Annotated in this window: 18 protein-coding genes; 3 read left to right on the forward strand and 15 right to left on the reverse strand. The window is 64.7% G+C overall.

What is annotated here, in order from left to right; genetic code table 11:
* Positions 1-41: 41 nt before the first annotated feature.
* Positions 42-1,061 carry an adenylate/guanylate cyclase domain-containing protein gene (locus tag ABIB78_RS08150; protein ID WP_429023455.1) on the forward strand — a complete coding sequence of 340 codons (1,020 nt, stop codon included), beginning with the start codon at positions 42-44 and terminating at the stop codon, positions 1,059-1,061.
* A gap of 190 nt (positions 1,062-1,251) precedes the next feature.
* On the forward strand, positions 1,252-2,358 hold the full coding sequence (locus tag ABIB78_RS08155) for a DUF2336 domain-containing protein (RefSeq protein WP_429023457.1): 1,107 nt from the start codon (positions 1,252-1,254) through the stop codon (positions 2,356-2,358).
* Between the two features lie 103 nt (positions 2,359-2,461).
* On the opposite strand, the gene ilvC is transcribed toward ABIB78_RS08155, so the two are convergent.
* The 8 genes from ilvC to miaA all read right to left on the reverse strand — a co-directional run bounded on the left by ilvC (position 2,462) and on the right by miaA (position 10,704).
* Positions 2,462-3,481 carry a ketol-acid reductoisomerase gene (ilvC, locus tag ABIB78_RS08160; protein WP_028342350.1) on the reverse strand — a complete coding sequence of 340 codons (1,020 nt, stop codon included), beginning with the start codon at positions 3,479-3,481 and terminating at the stop codon, positions 2,462-2,464.
* A gap of 150 nt (positions 3,482-3,631) precedes the next feature.
* Entirely contained in the window at positions 3,632-4,240 is a 609-nt protein-coding gene (locus ABIB78_RS08165) for a LysE family translocator (RefSeq protein WP_429023460.1), read from the reverse strand.
* A gap of 7 nt (positions 4,241-4,247) precedes the next feature.
* Positions 4,248-5,126, reverse strand: coding sequence for an EamA family transporter (locus tag ABIB78_RS08170; protein WP_429023462.1), 879 nt, complete (start codon positions 5,124-5,126; stop codon positions 4,248-4,250).
* Positions 5,127-5,168: 42 nt separating this feature from the next.
* Complete coding sequence (locus tag ABIB78_RS08175; protein ID WP_429023464.1) at positions 5,169-5,864, reverse strand: class I SAM-dependent methyltransferase; 696 nt, start codon at positions 5,862-5,864, stop codon at positions 5,169-5,171.
* Between the two features lie 3 nt (positions 5,865-5,867).
* Complete coding sequence (ilvN, locus tag ABIB78_RS08180) at positions 5,868-6,410, reverse strand: acetolactate synthase small subunit (RefSeq protein WP_244067285.1); 543 nt, start codon at positions 6,408-6,410, stop codon at positions 5,868-5,870.
* Positions 6,411-6,431: 21 nt separating this feature from the next.
* Positions 6,432-7,418: a threonine dehydratase gene (locus ABIB78_RS08185; RefSeq protein ID WP_429023467.1), complete on the reverse strand. Its 987-nt coding sequence runs from the start codon at positions 7,416-7,418 to the stop codon at positions 6,432-6,434.
* Between the two features lie 153 nt (positions 7,419-7,571).
* Positions 7,572-9,347, reverse strand: coding sequence for an acetolactate synthase 3 large subunit (locus ABIB78_RS08190; RefSeq protein ID WP_429023470.1), 1,776 nt, complete (start codon positions 9,345-9,347; stop codon positions 7,572-7,574).
* Positions 9,348-9,774: 427 nt separating this feature from the next.
* The gene (gene miaA, locus ABIB78_RS08195; protein ID WP_429024036.1) at positions 9,775-10,704 is read right to left on the reverse strand and encodes a tRNA (adenosine(37)-N6)-dimethylallyltransferase MiaA; all 930 of its coding nucleotides are present in this window, start codon (positions 10,702-10,704) and stop codon (positions 9,775-9,777) included.
* Between miaA and serB the strand changes: the two genes are divergently transcribed.
* Positions 10,703-11,620: a phosphoserine phosphatase SerB gene (gene serB / locus ABIB78_RS08200; protein WP_429023471.1), complete on the forward strand. Its 918-nt coding sequence runs from the start codon at positions 10,703-10,705 to the stop codon at positions 11,618-11,620. The two genes, miaA and serB, sit on opposite strands and share 2 nt — an antisense overlap.
* Before the next feature lie 138 nt (positions 11,621-11,758).
* Here serB and ABIB78_RS08205 read toward each other — a convergent pair whose 3' ends face one another.
* From ABIB78_RS08205 to ABIB78_RS08235, 7 genes are all read right to left on the reverse strand, one after another.
* Complete coding sequence (locus ABIB78_RS08205; RefSeq protein WP_429023472.1) at positions 11,759-13,255, reverse strand: Do family serine endopeptidase; 1,497 nt, start codon at positions 13,253-13,255, stop codon at positions 11,759-11,761.
* A gap of 224 nt (positions 13,256-13,479) precedes the next feature.
* Positions 13,480-13,680 (reverse strand): DUF2065 domain-containing protein, encoded by a 201-nt coding sequence (locus ABIB78_RS08210; RefSeq protein WP_429023473.1) that lies wholly within the window; start codon positions 13,678-13,680, stop codon positions 13,480-13,482.
* A gap of 108 nt (positions 13,681-13,788) precedes the next feature.
* A complete protein-coding gene (gene hflC / locus ABIB78_RS08215; protein WP_429023475.1) occupies positions 13,789-14,688 on the reverse strand; it encodes a protease modulator HflC in 900 nt (299 codons plus the stop codon).
* Positions 14,685-15,827 carry an FtsH protease activity modulator HflK gene (hflK, locus tag ABIB78_RS08220; RefSeq protein WP_429023477.1) on the reverse strand — a complete coding sequence of 381 codons (1,143 nt, stop codon included), beginning with the start codon at positions 15,825-15,827 and terminating at the stop codon, positions 14,685-14,687. Before hflK ends, hflC begins: the two co-directional genes overlap by 4 nt.
* A gap of 143 nt (positions 15,828-15,970) precedes the next feature.
* Positions 15,971-16,483, reverse strand: coding sequence for a dihydrofolate reductase (locus ABIB78_RS08225; protein WP_429023479.1), 513 nt, complete (start codon positions 16,481-16,483; stop codon positions 15,971-15,973).
* Positions 16,483-16,968 (reverse strand): N-acetyltransferase family protein, encoded by a 486-nt coding sequence (locus ABIB78_RS08230; protein ID WP_429023482.1) that lies wholly within the window; start codon positions 16,966-16,968, stop codon positions 16,483-16,485. The genes ABIB78_RS08225 and ABIB78_RS08230 overlap by 1 nt, the downstream gene beginning before the upstream one ends.
* A gap of 20 nt (positions 16,969-16,988) precedes the next feature.
* A complete protein-coding gene (locus ABIB78_RS08235) occupies positions 16,989-17,783 on the reverse strand; it encodes a thymidylate synthase (protein ID WP_429023484.1) in 795 nt (264 codons plus the stop codon).
* Positions 17,784-17,907 lie beyond the last annotated feature (124 nt).

Consider the following 17,907-nt stretch of genomic DNA (forward strand, 5'->3'; position numbering starts at 1 on the left):
TTCCCGATCGGCGCAGGATATTTCATGGACGTGGAGGGACCATGCGCCGCGCCGTGACGCCTGCGATCGTTCTGGCCGTGTTCGGCCTGCTCGTTGGTGGGCTGTTTCGTTATGCCTTCGATGAATCCAACGAGGCCTCGGTCGCGAACTATATGCGTAGCGCCCTCGAGGGCGCCGCCATCAGTCTGATCGTCTGGGGCACGCATCTCTATCTGACCGCGCGCGGCACCTGGTTGCGGCGCCTGCCGCTGATTGTCGAGCTCACCGCGCGCTCCGTCATCCTGGCCGTCACCGTCGCGCTCGCCGCGATTGTGCTTGAGGTCGTTCTCTACGGGCATGGGCTAGAGGCGAAGTGGATTCGCGATATCTTCCTGAAGATCATAGGCTTCGCGCTGCTGCTCTCGATCCCGATCACGACGATCTACGAGCTGGTCCGGATGATCGGCGGGCGGACGCTGCTCAACGTCGTGCTTGGGCGCTATCGCCACCCGGTACGCGAGGAACGCGTGCTGCTGTTTCTCGACCTGGTCGGCTCGACGTCGCTGGCCGAGGCCATGGGCGAGCTGCGCGTGCAGGAGCTGCTGACGCGCTTCTTCTTCGACATCGACGACGCGATCGTGGGGCATGGCGGCGAGGTTCACGCCTATGTCGGCGACGAGGTGATCGTGACCTGGCCGGCCGGCACATGCCAGCCGTCGCGGCGGTATCTCGACTGCGTGTTCGCGATCGAGGACCGCCTCGCCAAGCGGGCCGATCAATATCGCAAGGAGTTCGGCGTGGTGCCCACATTCCGCGCCGGGATGCATGCCGGACCGGTCGTCATCAGCGAATGCGGGGACTCGCGGCGGCAGATCGCCTATTTCGGCGACACCGTGAACGTCACGGCGCGGCTTCAAGCGCATTGCAAGGAGGTTGGCCGGCCGCTGCTTGTATCGGGCGAGCTGCTTCGCCTGCTGCCCTCGGACCGGGACGTTGCCATCGAGCCGCTTGGCTCGACGCAGTTGCGCGGGCGCGCCGCATCGATCGACATCTTCGCCGTCACGCGGTGCGCATCGTCCTAAACAATCTGTTAAGGCGCGCTCACCTCGCCTGGCGCTGCGGCGAAGGCGCGAAATGAATCATGTCCGGTCGCGGCTCGTTAACGATGCGACGCCACCACATTTGCACCGGGTTCCACCTTAACGCAGGTGTAAGACAACTAGCGATATCGTGCAGACTGTTGTCATCCAAGAAAAACAAGGTTGCCCATCGATGGCGCAACAGGCGTCACAATCGATTATTGCCGAACTCGAAGATGCGGTCCGGGACGGGACGTCAGCCAAGCGCGTGCAGACGCTGCGGCAGGTCACCGATCTGTTCCTGAACGACGGCGACCGCCTCAACGACGAACAGGTCAAAGTGTTCGACGACGTGCTTTGCCTGCTCGTTGCCCGCGTCGAGACGCGTGCGCGGGCCGAGCTCAGCAAGCGGCTCGCACCGCTCGACTACGCGCCGTTTGAGGTGATTCAGCACCTCGCCTGGGACGACGACATCAGCGTCGCGGGCGATGTGCTGACCCACTCCAGCCGCCTCTCAAACGACGCACTGCGCGAGATCGCCGGCAGCAAGGGACAGGACCATCTGTTCGCGATCTCGGCGCGGGAGAACCTGCCAGCCTCCGTCACCGACGTGATCATCGAGCGCGGCGAGGACAGGGTGATCCGGCGTCTCGCCAAGAACGCCGGCGCACAGTTCTCCGACAATGGCTATTCCAGCATCGTCGCCCGCGCCGAAGACGACGACGAGCTGGTCGAGATCCTCGGGCTGCGCATCGACATTCCGGCCAAGCTGCTGCGCGACCTCCTGCAGCGCGCCAAGGATACGGTGCGCGCCCGCCTGCTCGCGATCGCCTCGCCCCGGGCCCGCGAGGAGATCAGCCAGGTGCTGAACGACATCGCGCAGGAAGAGGCCGCGGCTCCGCGCCGCAACTACGGCATCGCCGAAGAGCTGGTCAAGCTGATGAAGCAGCTGAACGAGCTCGACGACGCGGCGGTCTACAAATTCGCCGAGGACGGCAAGTTCGACGAGGTCACGGTCGCACTCGCGGTGCTCAACGACATGCCGATCGCGATGATCGAACGCCTGATGCTCGGCCTCCGCTCCGACCTGCTCCTGATCCCGTGCCGCTCGGCGCGGCTCAACTGGCCGACGGTCGAAACTATCCTGCGCAAGCGGCCGCTGCCGCATCCGCTCGACCATGCGACGATCGAGGTCGCGCAGCGCGATTACCGGCGGCTGTCGCTGGAAACCGCACAGCGCACCGTGCGGTTCTGGCAGCTGCACAACAGGATCGAGAAGCAGCCGATGGCGGCCGGTTGAACTTCCACCCGCGCCTTCATGCAAAAGAAAAAGGGTGGGCAACGCGCCCACCCTTTTCGTTTTGGCGTGCAGGGCAAGCCGGGCTTGCCCTGCAAATTCAACCTCAGTTCTTGCTCTTGTCGACCAGCGCGCCCTTCTTGATCCAGGGCATCATGTCGCGCAGCTTGGCGCCGACTTCCTCGATCGGATGCTGAGCGAGCTTGGCGCGGGTCGCCTTGAACGAGGTCTGGTTGACCTTGTTCTCCAGCATCCAGTCGCGGGCGAACTTGCCGCCCTGGATGTCGGCGAGCACGCGCTTCATCTCCGCCTTGGTCTCGGCCGTGACGATGCGCGGACCGGTGACATACTCGCCGTATTCGGCGGTGTTGGAGATCGAGTAGTTCATGTTGGCGATGCCGCCTTCATAGATCAGGTCGACGATCAGCTTGACTTCGTGCAGGCACTCGAAATAGGCCATCTCGGGCGCGTAGCCGGCCTCGACCAGGGTCTCGTAGCCGCCCTTGATCAGCTCGACCAGGCCGCCGCAGAGCACCACCTGCTCGCCGAACAGGTCGGTCTCGCACTCTTCCTTGAAGGTGGTCTCGATGATGCCGGCGCGGCCGCCGCCGATCGCCGAGGCGTAGCTGAGTCCGAGGTCATGGGCGTTGCCCGACGAATCCTTGGCGATCGCGATCAGGCAGGGCACGCCGCCGCCGCGCTGATATTCCGAACGCACGGTGTGGCCGGGGCCCTTCGGCGCGATCATCAGCACGTCGAGGTCGGCGCGCGGATCGAGCAGGTTGAAGTGCACGTTGAGTCCGTGGGCGAACACGAGCGCCGCGCCCTTCTTCATGTTGTCGTGCAGGTGCTCGCGATAGATGTCGCCCTGCAGCTCGTCCGGGGTCAGCATCATGACGAGGTCGGCCCACTTGGCGGCTTCGGCGACTTCCATCACCTTGAAGCCGGCGTTCTCGGCCTTCTTGGCCGAGGCCGAGCCCTTGCGCAGCGCAATCGCCACTTCCTTGACGCCTGAATCCTTCAGGTTCAGCGCATGGGCGTGACCCTGGCTGCCGTAGCCGACGATGGCGACCTTTTTGCCCTTGATCAGGTTCAGGTCGGCATCGCGATCGTAGTAAACTCGCATCGTGGTTTCCTCGTTTGAAGGGGGCCAAAATCGGCCGATGAATCAGGCTTTCGGAAGGTCAGAGCCGCCGGGCGCCCGCGAATTTCCGGCGTTGTCTAGAGCATTTTCCCCCTCAGGGGAAACCCCCATCTCGCATGGCGCGGTGCGGCATCATGCGTCCATGAAGACCGGGTAGAGCGAGGCCAGCAGCAGGATGGCCATCACCACATTGAAGATCCGGATCGCCCGGGGCGAGGTCAGGATCGGCCGCAAGGCGGTACCGAACAGCGCCCAGACGATGCAGGACACTGTCCCCAGGATCAGGCTCAGGCCGACCTGGATCGCGATGTTCCAGGGGAAGGCGGCGATCGCCGCATAGGCCGTGATGGTGCCGATCACCATCACCCAGCCCTTGGCATTGATCCACTGGAACATGGCCGCTCCCCAGAAGGTCATCGGGCCGCGGCCGGGCTTGCCGTCCTTGTCCGCCGAGGGCGGCTCGGCCATGGCGATGACGGCGGCGAGGTAGACGAGGTAGGCGACACCGCCATATTTCAGGATCGTCTGCAGCACAGGATAGGCGATGAAGACGGCCCCTAACCCGACGCCGACCGCGCCGACCATGAAGGCAAAGCCGATCGTGATGCCGGCGATGTGGGGCACCGTGCGGCGGAAGCCGTAGGTCAGCCCCGACGACAGCAGCATGATGTTGTTGGGGCCCGGTGTGAAGAACATCACGACGGCAAACACGACAAAGGCAAACAGCAGCGAATTCGACATGGTGCCCTCACGCGACTTTCGGCAGAGCTTTTGGACGTTTCGACAGCAGCATCACGGCGATGCCCGTGATCACCGTGACCATGCCGGCCAGCCGCAGCGGCCCGAATGTCTCGCCGAACACGATGCTGGAGGCCGCGGAGCCCACGAACGGCACCAAGAGCGCGAACGGCACCACTTGTGCGGCCGGATAATCCCTGAGCAGCCGGCCCCACAGCCAGTAGGCGATGCTGGTGGAAACGGTGCCGACAAACAGCATGGAGACAATGCCGGCCGAGGACAGATGCGACAACGCCTGCCACATCGGCTTCGCGCCAAGCGTCAGCAGCGACAGGCCGAACAACGGGATCGCGGCACACAGGCACAGCCATGCGAACAGGTCGAACATGCGCGCGCCCTGCGCCGGCCGCAGCAGCAGGTTTCCGATTGCGAACGAAATCGGCGAGATCATCAGGATGGCAAAGGCTGCGACGCTGAAATCGTATCCGACGGTGCCGCAGATCATCAGCAGGCCGATCACGGCGATGGCGATGCCGACAGTCTGCAGCCGCGACGGCGATTCGCCGAACAACACCGCAGCAAAGCCGATGGTGAACAGCGCCTGGCTCTGCACGATCACGCTGGTAAGCCCGACCGGCATGCCATGGGCGATGGCGATGGATTGCGCAAGGAACTGGCCGAGGAACAAGGTCAGGCTGATCCCGATCAGCAGCGGCCACGACACCTGGCGCGGCCTGCGCAGGAACAGGCACGGCACGGCCGCAATGCCAAAGCGCAGCGCCGTCATCAATTCGGGCGGCAGCTCATCGAGCGCGATCCGGCTTGCGACGAACGCGAGCCCCCAGATCACCGCAACCATGACGGCGATGCCAACATCGGCCGACTTCATTGTTCTTCTTCTTTGGTTCCGTTTTGCTCAGTCGGTCGGGATCTAGATCTGCTCGTCGGGTTTCGGTTTGCGCAGCAGATAGGTGCCGTGCAGCGGTGCGTGATAGTCGGCGGAAACCATCGTGAATCCGGTCTCGGTCAGCATGCGCTCCATCACCCAGCCGAAGGTCGAGTATTCGTCGCGCATGTGGGTCATCACGCTTTCGCGCTCGAAATCGTGGTTCTTGATCGAAAAATCGGCCCACCCCTCGACATCGCGATCGACACCGTCGGGCATGCTGACAAACACCATGTCGCGCAGATAGAAGTTCGCGCCGGGCTTCAGCGCGTTGAAGATCCGCGACAGCGCCACAGCCTTCCAGAAATCCGGCAAATGATGCAGCGTGAACTCGCTGACGATAAGATCGTAGGAATTCGGCTGATAGGCGAAGGACAGCAGCCCGGCCGGCTGGGTCCGGATCGCCGCCTTGCGGTCGCGCGCGTAGATTTCGGCAAGCCCGATCATCGCCGGCGAGATGTCTATGGCGTCGACCTCGGCGCCCATCAGCGCCGCCTCAGTCGCCAGCACGCCGTTGCCGCAGCCGATATCGGCGATCCGCCAGCCCGGCTTGGCGCCGAGCATGGTCAGCGCCTGACGGGCGCGGACATCGCTGTCCTCGCTGACGTCATAGATCGACGCGATCGCGGTATCGAGACCGACCTGCCGCCGTTGCGTGTAGTACCAGTCGCGCGCCAACATGATTCACATCCCTTCCGGCCCACGCGTGATCGCGGCCACCCCGGTTCGTGACACCTCGACCAGGCCCAGCGGCCGCATCAGGTCGATGAACTGACTGATCTTGGACGAATTGCCCGTGATCTCGAACACAAAGCTCTCGGTCGTGGCATCGATCACCCGGGCGCGGAACGCGTCCGCCAGCCGCAGCGCCTCGACGCGGTGGTCGCCACCGCCTCTCACCTTGACCATCGCAAGCTCGCGCTCGATCGAGCTGCCGGTCAGCGTCATGTCGACGACCCGGTAGACCGGGATCATGCGGTCGAGCTGATGCTTGATCTGCTGGATCACCATCGGCGTGCCCGTGGTGACGATCGTGATCCGCGAGAGATGCTTCTGGCTCTCGGTCTCCGAGACGGTGAGACTTTCGATGTTGTAGCCGCGGCCGGAGAACAGGCCGATCACGCGTGCGAGCACGCCGGGCTCGTTCTGCACCAGCACGGACAAAGTGTGCGTCTCGGTGGGATCGTGACGCTCTTCGAGGAAGTAGGCGGATGCGGGCTGGTTCATGGTTGTCCCCTTACATTCTTTTCACGCCACCGCCCGCTCGGCGGCCGGCGCAACATCCGCCCCGATCCAGGTCCGGAACAGATCGAAATCGATATTGCCGCCGCTCAGGATCAGGCCGACCCGCTTGCCGGCGAGCTTGCCCTTTTCCTGCAGCGCCGCCGCAAGCGCCGCGGCGCCTGCGCCCTCGGCAAGATTGTGGGTGTCGGTCCAGTAGGCGCGGATCGCCTGCCCGACCTCCTCGTCGGTGACCTGCACGATGCGGGACGCACCCTTCCGAATGAGAGCGAACGCATCCCCGTCCGGAATCCGCGTCGCCATGCCGTCGGCAAGGGTGTTGCTGGTCTCGGTGGTCACGATCTTTCCGGCCGCAAACGACAGCGCGTAGGACGGCGCCTCGGTCGACTGCACGCCGACGATCTCGGTCTTCAGACCGAGCAGGTCGCGCGCCATGATGCAGCCGGAGATGCCGGAGCCCTGCCCGATCGGCACATAGAGAATGGCAAGGTCGGGCGCGGCGCGGAACAGCTCGAGCGCGTAGGTCGCAACGCCCAGCACCAGGTCCGGGTGGAACGACGGCACCATGTGCAGGCCGGCGAACTGGGCACGCCGCTCGGCCTCCTCGCGCGCAGCCTGAAAGTCCTCGCCGTGCTCGACGAGCTCGGCGCCGAACGCGTGCATGGCGCGGTTCTTCTCGACCGAGTTGCCGCGCGGCACGTAGATTGTTGCCGGCACGCCGTGACGGCCCGCCGCGAAGGCAAGGCTCTGGCCGTGATTGCCGCGCGTCGCCGAGATGATGCCGGGCACCTCGGGCCGCTCGCGCTTCAGCCGCTCGAGATAGACCAGGCCCCCGCGCACCTTGAAGGCGCCGGTCGGCGTGTGGTTCTCATGCTTGACCACGACCTCGGTGCCAAGCCGCTCGGCCAGCAGCGGCCAGGCATACGCCGGCGTCGTCGGCACCGCAGTGCCGACGATCCTGTGCGCGCGCTCGAGCTCGTTGAGATCAAACATCTTGGCTTCCAGTCACTCTGCTCTCTCGCTTGTCATCCCCGCGAAAGCGGGGATCCAGTATTCCAGAGACGCCCGAGAGCAATCGAGACGCCGCGGCGTACTGGATCGCCCGGTCGAGCCGGGCGATGACAGTGGAGTTTGTGTCGCGCATCATCACACCAATGCCTTGCCACCGGAGAAGGCCTTCGCGGTGGCCTCATCGGTCGCTTCTTCCGGCAGCAGCATCTCGTTGTGCGCCTTGCCCGACGGGATCATCGGGAAGCAGTTCTCCAGCGCGGCGACGCGACAGTCGAACAGCACCGGGCGCTTGATCGAGATCATCTCCTTGATCGCGCCGTCGAGATCGGAAGGCTTGGTCGCCTGCAGGCCGACGCAGCCATAGGCGTCGGCGAGCTTGACGAAGTCCGGCAGTGCCTCGGAGTACGAATGCGACAGGCGATTGCCGTGCAGCAGTTGCTGCCACTGCCGCACCATGCCCATGTACTGGTTGTTCAGGATGAAGATCTTGATCGGCAGCTCGAACTGAACCGCCGTCGACATCTCCTGGATCGTCATCTGCACCGAGGCGTCGCCGGCGATGTCGATCACCAGGCTGTCCGGATGCGCCACCTGCACGCCGACCGCGGCCGGCAGGCCATAGCCCATGGTGCCGAGACCGCCGGAGGTCATCCAGCGGTGCGGCTCCTCGAAGCCGAAGAACTGCGCGGCCCACATCTGATGCTGACCGACTTCGGTCGTGATGTAGGTGTCCTTGCCGCGGGTCAGCTCGAACAGGCGCTGGATCGCGTATTGCGGCAGGATGATATCGTTGTTCTTGCGGTAGGACAGCGAGTTGCGCGCGCGCCATTGCGCGATCTGCTGCCACCACGCCTTGATGTCCGGCTTCCTGGCTTCCGCCTTGAACACCTGCAGCAAGTCGCCGAGCACGTTGCCGGCGTCACCGATGATCGGCACATCGACGCGGATGTTCTTGTTGATCGAGGACGGATCGATGTCGATGTGGATCTTCTTCGAGCCCGGCGAGAACGCGTCGGTACGACCGGTGATGCGGTCGTCGAAGCGCGCGCCGACGCACAGCATGACGTCGCAATCATGCATGGTCATGTTGGCTTCGTAGGTTCCGTGCATGCCGAGCATGCCGAGCCAGTTCGGACCCGACGCGGGATAGGCGCCCAGCCCCATCAGGGTCGAGGTGATCGGAAAGCCGGTCACCTCCACCAGCTGACGCAGCAGTTGCGAGGCCTCGGCGCCGGAATTGATCACGCCGCCGCCGGAATAGATCACGGGACGCTTTGCGTTGGCGAGCAGCGCCACCGCCTTGCGGATCTGCGTCGCGTCGCCCTTCACGCGCGGCGTGTAGGAGATGTGCACGTCCGACTTGCGCGGCGGATGATAGGTGCCGGTGGCAAACTGCACATCCTTCGGCACGTCGACCACGACCGGGCCGGGCCGGCCGGTGGTGGCGACATAGAAGGCCTCGTGCAGCACCCTGGCGAGGTCATTGACGTCGCGGACCAGCCAGTTGTGCTTGGTGGCGGGCCGCGTGATGCCGACGGTATCGCACTCCTGGAAGGCGTCGTTGCCGATCAGGTGGGTCGGCACCTGGCCGGTGATGCAGACCAGCGGGATCGAATCCATCAGCGCGTCGGTCAGCGGCGTCACCATGTTGGTCGCGCCAGGACCCGACGTCACCAGCACCACGCCGGGCTTGCCGGTCGAGCGCGCATAGCCTTCCGCGGCATGGCCGGCGCCCTGTTCATGGCGGACCAGGATGTGCTCGACTTCGCTCTGCTGGAAAATCTCGTCGTAGATCGGGAGCACCGCACCGCCGGGATAGCCAAAGACATGCTGCACGCCGTGATCGATGAGCGCGCGCACGATCATCGCGGCGCCGGTCATCTGATTGGGATCGTGGCTCTTGTCGGTCATGGTTCGCTCCGGATGCGCTTGTTTTTGCGCGGCTTTTGTCAGTTCTCGTCAGTTCTGCTTCGGGCAATAAAAAGGGGCCCCAGAGGCCCCATGCACACCGCCCGAATTTGGATGGCCGCTAGCCATCCCCGGCGGTGTGCCTGGGTACGACGACGATAAGCAGTTTGGTAATAATGTTGCGCACGAGACGACCCAGTCTTCCCAAAGGTTGCGCGAACATAGCGGCCAAAGCCCGAATGTCAAGGCAAGGCAAGCAGTTTCGCGATTTCCGCACTCTACCGGGGTTCCGCTCGTTCGGCGAGTGTTTTTGCGCAGGCGAACGCGCATGGCTGACGGGCGTGGGGGCGATCTGTAGCTCGAGGCGCAATCCGGGGCCGGGGGCCTGCGCCAGTTGAAACACCCGGCTTCGCTTCGCTCCATCCGGGGGCTACGATATCTGCCGTTCCAGCCACCCCATCGCCCCCTCCGGCGCCACCCAGTCGAATTCAGGAAGCTGGTGGCGAAACCAGGTGAACTGGCGCTTGGCGTAATGGCGGGTGTCGGCCCGGCCGATCTCGGCTGCCTCTTCCCGGCTGATCTCGCCCTTCAGGTGCCGGATCAGCGCCGGCACGCCATGGGCCTTCATGGCTGGCAGCAGCGGATCGAACCCGCGCGCCGCAAGCGCCGCAACCTCGTCGAGCGCGCCGGCATCGAGCATCGCGCCGAACCGCGCGTCGATCCGTGCATAGAGCCGCTCGCGCTCCGGCGCGAGAAATAGCGCGTGGAATTCGCTCCGAGGCAACAGCGGCGGCAGGCCCTCGCGATGCCAGTCCGGCAGCGGGCGGCCGGTGGCCTCGACGACCTCGAGCGCACGCGCGATGCGGGTGCGGTCGCGCGGCTTCAGCCGTTCGGCCGACACCGGATCGCGCGCTGCAAGCTCGGCATGCAGTGCGTCGACGCCGCGCTGCTCCAGCCTTGCGCGCACGCCGTCGCGCACCGCCGCCGGGATCGGTGGCACCGCCGACAAGCCGCGCGTCAGCGCCTTGAAATACAGGCCCGACCCGCCGATGAAAATCGGTAGCCGTCCCTGCGCTCGCGCCTCGCCGAGCACCTTCGTCGCATCGGCCACCCAGGCGCCGGCGGAGAAATTCACGCCGGCGTCGACGTGGCCATAAAGCCTGTGCGGAACCAGCGCCTCCTCGGCGGCCGTCGGCCGCGCGGTGATGATCCTGAGGTCGCGATAGACCTGCATGGAGTCGGTGTTGATCACGACCCCGCCGGTCTTTTGCGCGAGCGCCAGCGCCAGCGCCGACTTGCCGCTGGCGGTCGGCCCTGCGATAAGCACTGCCTTGTCCAACAATCCCGAATGCGCCTGCATGTCCCTCGTTGCCACGCTGATCTGCAATCCTGCAAGCCCCGCGCTCGACGCCACCATCGTCGACGGCGCGCGAGCCGTGCTGCCCTCACCCGACCCGGCGCAGTGGCTGTTCAACGAGGTCGCCGTCGACATTCCGTTCGAGAGCCAAAATTCCAGCGAAGACGCCGGCAGGGACGGCATCAAAGCCATCGAGGAGCGACTGCGCCAGGCCCGCGGCGACCTGCCGATCGACATTGTCGTGCAGCCTCGGACGGCCCGGCGCAAGAAGCTTTTTCTGGCCGACATGGATTCGACCATGATCGGTCAAGAGTGCATCGACGAGCTCGCCGACTTCGCCGGGCTGAAGGCCCATGTTGCCGCCATCACCGAGCGCGCGATGCGCGGCGAGATCGAATTCGAGTCCGCGCTGCGAGAGCGCGTGGCGCTGCTCAAGGGCCTGCCGGTCAGCGTGGTCGACGAGGTGCTCGACAAGCGCATCACGCTGACGCCGGGTGGCCGCGAGCTGGTCATGACCATGCGCGCGCACGGCGCCTATACCTGCCTGATCTCGGGCGGCTTCAGCTTGTTCACCAATGTGGTTGCGGCCAAGGTCGGCTTCCAGGAGAACCGCGCCAACCAGCTGCAGGTCGCGAACGGCAAGCTGACCGGCGAAGTGGTCGAGCCGATCCTCGGCCGCGCCACCAAGCTCGCCACCCTGATCGAGCTCACCGAATCCTTCGACCTCGACGATATCGACACGCTGGTGGTGGGTGACGGCGCCAACGATCTCGGCATGATCCAGGCCGCTGGCCTCGGCGTTGCCTATCACGCCAAGCCGGCGGTCGCAGCCGCGGCCGCGGTCCGGATCGACCACGGCGATCTCACTGCGCTGTTGTACGCGCAGGGCTATCGGAGGGACGAGTTTGTGGCCGGGTGAACCCCAATTCTCGTCATCACCCACGCATGCGGGCGATCCAGTATTCCAGAGAAAGTTGCGATAAATCGAGACGCCGCGGCGTACTGGATCCCCCGCTTTCGCGGGGGATGACAGTGAGGGGCGAGGCGTCAGCGCACTCTACTGCACGCCGAGCGCGACGAAGCGCAGTTCGCCGTCGCCGTTGGAGACCAGCAGCAGCACCGACTTCTTGCCGTCCTTCTTCAGCTGATCGACGCGCTTTTTGATGTCGGCGGCGTTGGCCACCGCCTCCTGCGCCACCTCGACGATGACATCGCCGGCCGACAGCCGCTTCTCGGCGGCATCGGAGTTGCCGTCGACGCCGGTGACGACGACGCCCTTCACGCTGTCCTTGATCTTGTACTTGGTGCGCAGGTCCTTGCTCAGCGCCGCGAGGTCGAGACCGAGCGCCTTCTGGGTCACCGGCTTCTCGGCGGGGTCGTCCTTCGCCTTGGCGTTGGCCTGCTGAACCTTCTCGTTGTCCTCCAGCCGGCCGAGCGTGACCTTGCGGGTCTCCTCATTTCCCTTGCGGATGATGACGACGTCGACCTCCTTGCCGACCGCGGTGTCGGCAACGATGCGCGACAGGTCCTTCGGGTCCTTGACGTCCTTGCCGTCGAACTTGACGACGACGTCGCCGGGCTCGATGCCGGCCGGCTTGGCCGGGCCCTTGTCGTCGATGCCGGCAACCAGCGCACCGCGCGCCGGCTTGATGTTGAGGCTGTCGGCGATCTCGTCGGTGACCTGCTGGATGCGCACGCCGAGCCAGCCGCGGCGCAGCTCGCCGAACTTCTGCAGCTGGTCGACGACGCCGGCCACCGTCTTCGACGGCACGGCGAAACCGAGGCCGATCGAGCCGCCGGTCGGGGAGATGATCAGCGTGTTGACGCCGATCACCTCGCCATCGAGGTTGAACAGCGGACCGCCGGAATTGCCGCGATTGATCGCGGCGTCGGTCTGGATGTAGCTGTCATACGGGCCCTGGCTGATGTCGCGGTTCTTGGCCGAGACGATGCCCGCGGTCACCGTGCCGCCGAGGCTGAACGGGTTGCCGATCGCGACCACCCAGTCGCCGAGGCGGATCTTGTCGCTGTCGCCGAACTTGACCGCGGTGAGCGGCTTCGGCGGCTTGAACTTCAACACCGCGAGGTCGGTCTTCTTGTCGACGCCGACCAGCTCGGCCTTGATCTTGGTGCCGTCGTTGAGGATCACGTTGATCTCGTCGGCGTCGGCGATGACGTGATTGTTGGTGACGACGATACCCGCGGTATCGACGATGAAGCCCGAGCCGAGCGAGTTGGTCTTGCGCGGCTGGAACTCGCCACCCTTCTCGCCGCCCTTGCCAGGCGGCCCGCGGCGGTTCTTGAAGAAGTCGTCGAAAAATTCCTCGAATGGCGAGCCCGGCGGCAGCTGTGGCATCGTCCGGTCCTTGGCCTCGATCGTCTGCGACGTCGAGATGTTGACGACGGCGTCGATCACCTTCTCGGCGATGTCGGCGATGCCCTCGGGACCGCGTGCAAACGCCGGCACGGAGCTCAGCATGCTCGCAGCACCGATCGAGATCGCGGCTCCCACCATGCGGAGGCGACGGCTCAGGGCTGGTCTGGCAGCGATCATGTCGGAATTTCTCCAGGCAGACGGGTTCAAATTAGCTGGTCGCAGAGTGCGCCCGTGGTCGCATAGCGCGACCGTGGTCGCGTAGTGCGCCCGTGGTCACAGAGTGCGCCCGAACGGGCATATGGCGCAAGCATCTCAGCCGGGCATTTCGGCGAAAAACCGGCTGCGAGAGGCTCACGATTATGTTCATTCCGGCACGATCTGCGCGCTGGAACAGGCAATGCTCAGCGCCGCACCGCCCAGATCAGGACAAGTCCCGCGACCGCCGAGCCGATGCCGACGATACGCAGCACGTTGTCGGGTGTCGCAAGCGCGCTCTTCATCGCCCGGCGCATCCAGGCGGGGCTTGCCGCGAACAGGATGCCTTCGAGCACGAACAGGATTCCCAACCCGATGAGGAAGTCGCCGAACGCTATGGACTTCATCGGATGGCAGCCTCCCGCTCGATGTTTGTTGTTCTTGGGTGGCGGCGAAGCGTTGTCCGCTTCGCCGCCAAGTCTTGATGTTCAAGTCGTGATGTTCAAGTCGTGACGTTACTGCTTCGGCGCGGCGGCCGCCTCAGGCGTCCTGCCGTTGGCACTGCCAAAGTATCTGAAGAATTCCGAGTCCGGCCGCAACAGGAAACGCGTGTCGCCGGACTTGAGGCCGTTCTCATAGGCCGTCATCGAGCGATAGAACGCGAAGAAGTCCTTGTCCTTGCCGTAAGCCTCGGCGAACAGGCGGTTGCGCTCGCCGTCGCCGGCACCCCGGGTCTGTTCCGCGGCCGAGTTCGCCTCGGCGACGATGACGGTCGCTTCGCGATCGGCCTTCGAGCGGATCTCCTGCGCCTTCTGATCGCCCTGCGCGCGGAACTCGGCCGCCTCGCGCTGACGCTCGCTCTTCATCCGGTCGTAGACCGCCTGGCTGTTCTGCTCCGGCAGGTCGGCACGGCGGATCCTGACGTCGACGACCTCGATGCCGTAGCCGTCGGCCTCCTTGTCGAGTTGCTCGCGAATCCGCGACATCAGCTTCTCGCGTTCGTCACGCACCACCGTGATGAAGTTGACCTCGCCGAGCACGCGGCGCAGCGCCGCGTTCAACAGCGTGGTGAGCTGCAGGTTGGCCGCCTGGATCGAGCCGACGCTGGTGTAGTAGCGCAGCGCATTCTTGATGCGATAGCGCGCGAAGGCGTCGACCACCAGCCGCTTCTGGTCGGAGGCGATCACCTCCTGCGACGGGTTTTCGAGATCGAGGATGCGCTTGTCGACGTTGATCACCGAATTCCACGGCGCCTTGAAGTGCAGCCCGGGATCGGTCACGACATCGACCGGCTCGCCGAACCGCAAGACGATGGTCTGCTCGGTCTGCTGCACGGTGAATATCGAGCTGTATCCGACGGCGAGGACAATGAAGAGGATGATCAGGGACACAATCCCGGTGACGGGGGACCTCATCGCGTGGCTCCCTGCTGGCCGGTCGTGGCCGGCGCTGCTGCCGGCGGACGCCGCGGCGTCAGTTCGCCGAGCGGAAGGTAGGGCACGATGTTCTGGCCCTGGCCGCCGTCATAAACGAGCTTCTCGGAGCTACCGAGCACTTTTTCCATGGTCTCGAGATAGATGCGCTCGCGCGTCACGTCGGGTGCTTTCTTGTACTCGTCATAGACTTTCAGGAACCGCGCGCTCTGGCCCTTGGCCTCGGCGACCGCCTGCTCCTTATAGCCTTCGGCGGCCTGCAGGATCTGAGCGGAACGACCACGCGCTTCCGGCACGATCCGGTTGGCGTAGGTCTGTGCTTCGTTCTGCTTGCGCTCGAGGTCGGAGCGCGCCGCCTGCACGTCGCGGAATGCGTCGATCACCTGCGCCGGCGGATCGACCTTCTGCATCTGCACCTGCGCAATCTGGATGCCCGCTTTGTAGGTATCGAGCGTATTCTGCATCAGCTCCTGGACGTTCTGCTCGGTGACGTTGCGCGCCCCGGTCAGAATCGGCTGGATCTGCGAGCGGCCGATCACCTCGCGCATCGCGCTTTCGGCAACCGCCTTCACGGTGCCTTCGGGATTCTGGATGTTGAACAAATATGCGCCGGCCCCGCCCGGCTTGATACGCCACAGCACGGTGAAGTCGACGTCGACGATGTTTTCGTCGCCGGTCAGCATCAGGCTCTCTTCCGGCACGTCGCGCATGGTGCGGCCGCGCCGTGCGGGATCGTCGATCAGGGTCATGCCGATCGAGATCGTGTTCACGCGCAGCGCCTTCGGCAGCAGCACCGTCTCGATCGGATATGGCAGGTGATAGCGCAGGCCCGGCTGCGCATCGCGGTCATACTTGCCGAAGCGCAGCACGACGCCGAGCTCTTCGGACTGGACGCGGAAGATGCCGGTGGCGAACCAGATCGCCAGCGCGGCGACCAGCACCAGCGCGATACCCATGCCGCTGAAATGCCCGCCGGGCAGCCACTGCTGCAGCCGGTCCTGACCGCGCCGCAGCAGATCCTCAAGATCCGGCGGCCTCGGCCCGGATGACTGCGGACCGGTGCCCCATGGCCCTTTCGGACCCGAGCCCCAGGGCCCCCCGCCTTGATTTTTCCACGGCATCAAACATCTCCTCGACAAGTCCGGACGGGACGCCCGGCCTCGAATGTCCGGCCCGGTTATAGGGGACCGCTAGGGCCCTTACAACGCAAGCTTCCTCGGCGGACGAGCTATGCGCCGGGGCATAATTGTCAATGCAACATTGGTTAACCCCGGCCGCGCCGACGATATGTCACATAGGAGAAGTCGGCGCTGTCGTCCGGACCTGCCGGATTTCTTACGCGCGCGACCTCGTCCCACTCCTTCGGATCGATTTTGTCGAACCGTGTATCGCCGTCCGGACGGGCGTGGACCTCGGTGATCTCGAGACGATCGGCCGTGCCCATCCACTGCGCGTAGATCTCCGCGCCCCCGATGATTGCAATCTCAGTGGCGAAACGCCGCAGCGCGTCACCAAGCGCAATTGCGCGGGCGTTTTCGAATGACGTCGTGGCGATGGCGCCGCGCGCGCGGTAGTTCGCATCGCGCGTCACCACGATGTTGGTCCGTCCCGGCAGCGGCCTGCGCAGGGATTCAAACGTCTTGCGTCCCATCACGACAGGCCGGTTCATCGTGATGGCCTTGAAGCGCTGCTGATCGGTCTTCAGCCGCCACGGAATTGCATTGTCGTTTCCGATCACGCCGTTCTCGGCGACTGCAACGACGAGCACGATCTCCATCAGCGCGCCTCTTCCGCGAGCGCCGACAGCGCCGGACCGGAGACGCGGCAAATCGTCCATTCGTCCATCATCTCGGCGCCGAGCGATTTGTAGAATGCGATCGACGGCGCGTTCCAGTCGAGCACTGCCCATTGCAACCGCGACCAGCCATTGGCGAGGCAGTGCTTTGCCAGATGCACCAGGAGTGCCTTGCCAATCCCCTTGCCGCGCAGCGCCGGGCGCACGAAGAGGTCTTCGAGATAGATGCCGTGGCGGCCGGCAAAGGTCGAGAAATTGACGAACCAGACCGCGAAGCCGGCGGGTTCGCCGTTCCATTCCGCGATGTCGCAAGTGAGCCGCGGGTCTGCGCCGAACAGCGCGTCGGCGATATCAGCCTCGCTGGCGTGGACCTCGTGGGAGAGCTTTTCGTATTCGGCGAGCTCGTGGACCAGCGAGAACACCAGTCCGGCCTCATCGGGCCGCGCGCGGCGGATGGTCAGCGACATTCAATCCCTCAGACCGCGACTCATACAGCCACCTCGGCCTTGATGTGCGGATGCGGGTCGTAACCCTCGAGTTTGAAGTCCTCGTAACGGAACGAGAAGATATCCTTCACGTCGGGATTGATCGCCATCGTCGGCAACGGCCGCGTCGGCCGCGTCAACTGCAGGCGCGCCTGCTCGAGATGGTTCGAGTAGAGATGCGCATCGCCGAGCGAGTGCACGAAATCGCCGGGCTTGAGGCCCGTCACCTGCGCGACCATCATGGTCAAGAGCGCATAGGAGGCGATGTTGAAGGGCACGCCGAGGAATACGTCGCCGGAGCGCTGATAGAGCTGGCAGGACAATTTGCCGTTGGCGACATAGAACTGGAACAGGCAGTGGCACGGCGGCAGCGCCATCTTGTCGACCTCGGCCGGATTCCAGGCGCTGACGATCAGCCGCCGCGAGTCCGGATTGCGCTTGATCATCTCGATCACGTTCGCGATCTGGTCGATGCTGCGGCCGTCCGGTGCCGGCCAGGAGCGCCATTGCGAGCCGTAGACCGGGCCGAGATCACCGTTAGCGTCGGCCCATTCGTCCCAGATCGTGACACCGTTGTCGTTGAGATATTTGATGTTGGTGTCGCCGGCGAGGAACCACAGCAACTCGTGCACGATCGCCTTCAGCGGCAACCGCTTGGTGGTCAGCATCGGGAACCCGGCCGACAGGTTGAAGCGCATCTGATGGCCGAAGATCGACAGCGTGCCGGTGCCGGTGCGGTCGTGCTTCGCCGCGCCGTCGGCGAGGATGCGTTCGAGCAGGTCGTGATACTGGTTCATGGCGTCTGTTTCGGGCCTTCGAGAGAGCGGCGAATTTAGCGGCGGAGGCCGCCGGCCGACACGCTGATTCGGCTGGATGTGCCGATTATACCCCGAAAAGTGAGCACCCCAGCGCCAAACGACA

The organism is Bradyrhizobium sp. I1.14.4, from assembly GCF_050435825.1.
Classification (GTDB): Bacteria; Pseudomonadota; Alphaproteobacteria; order Rhizobiales; family Xanthobacteraceae; genus Bradyrhizobium.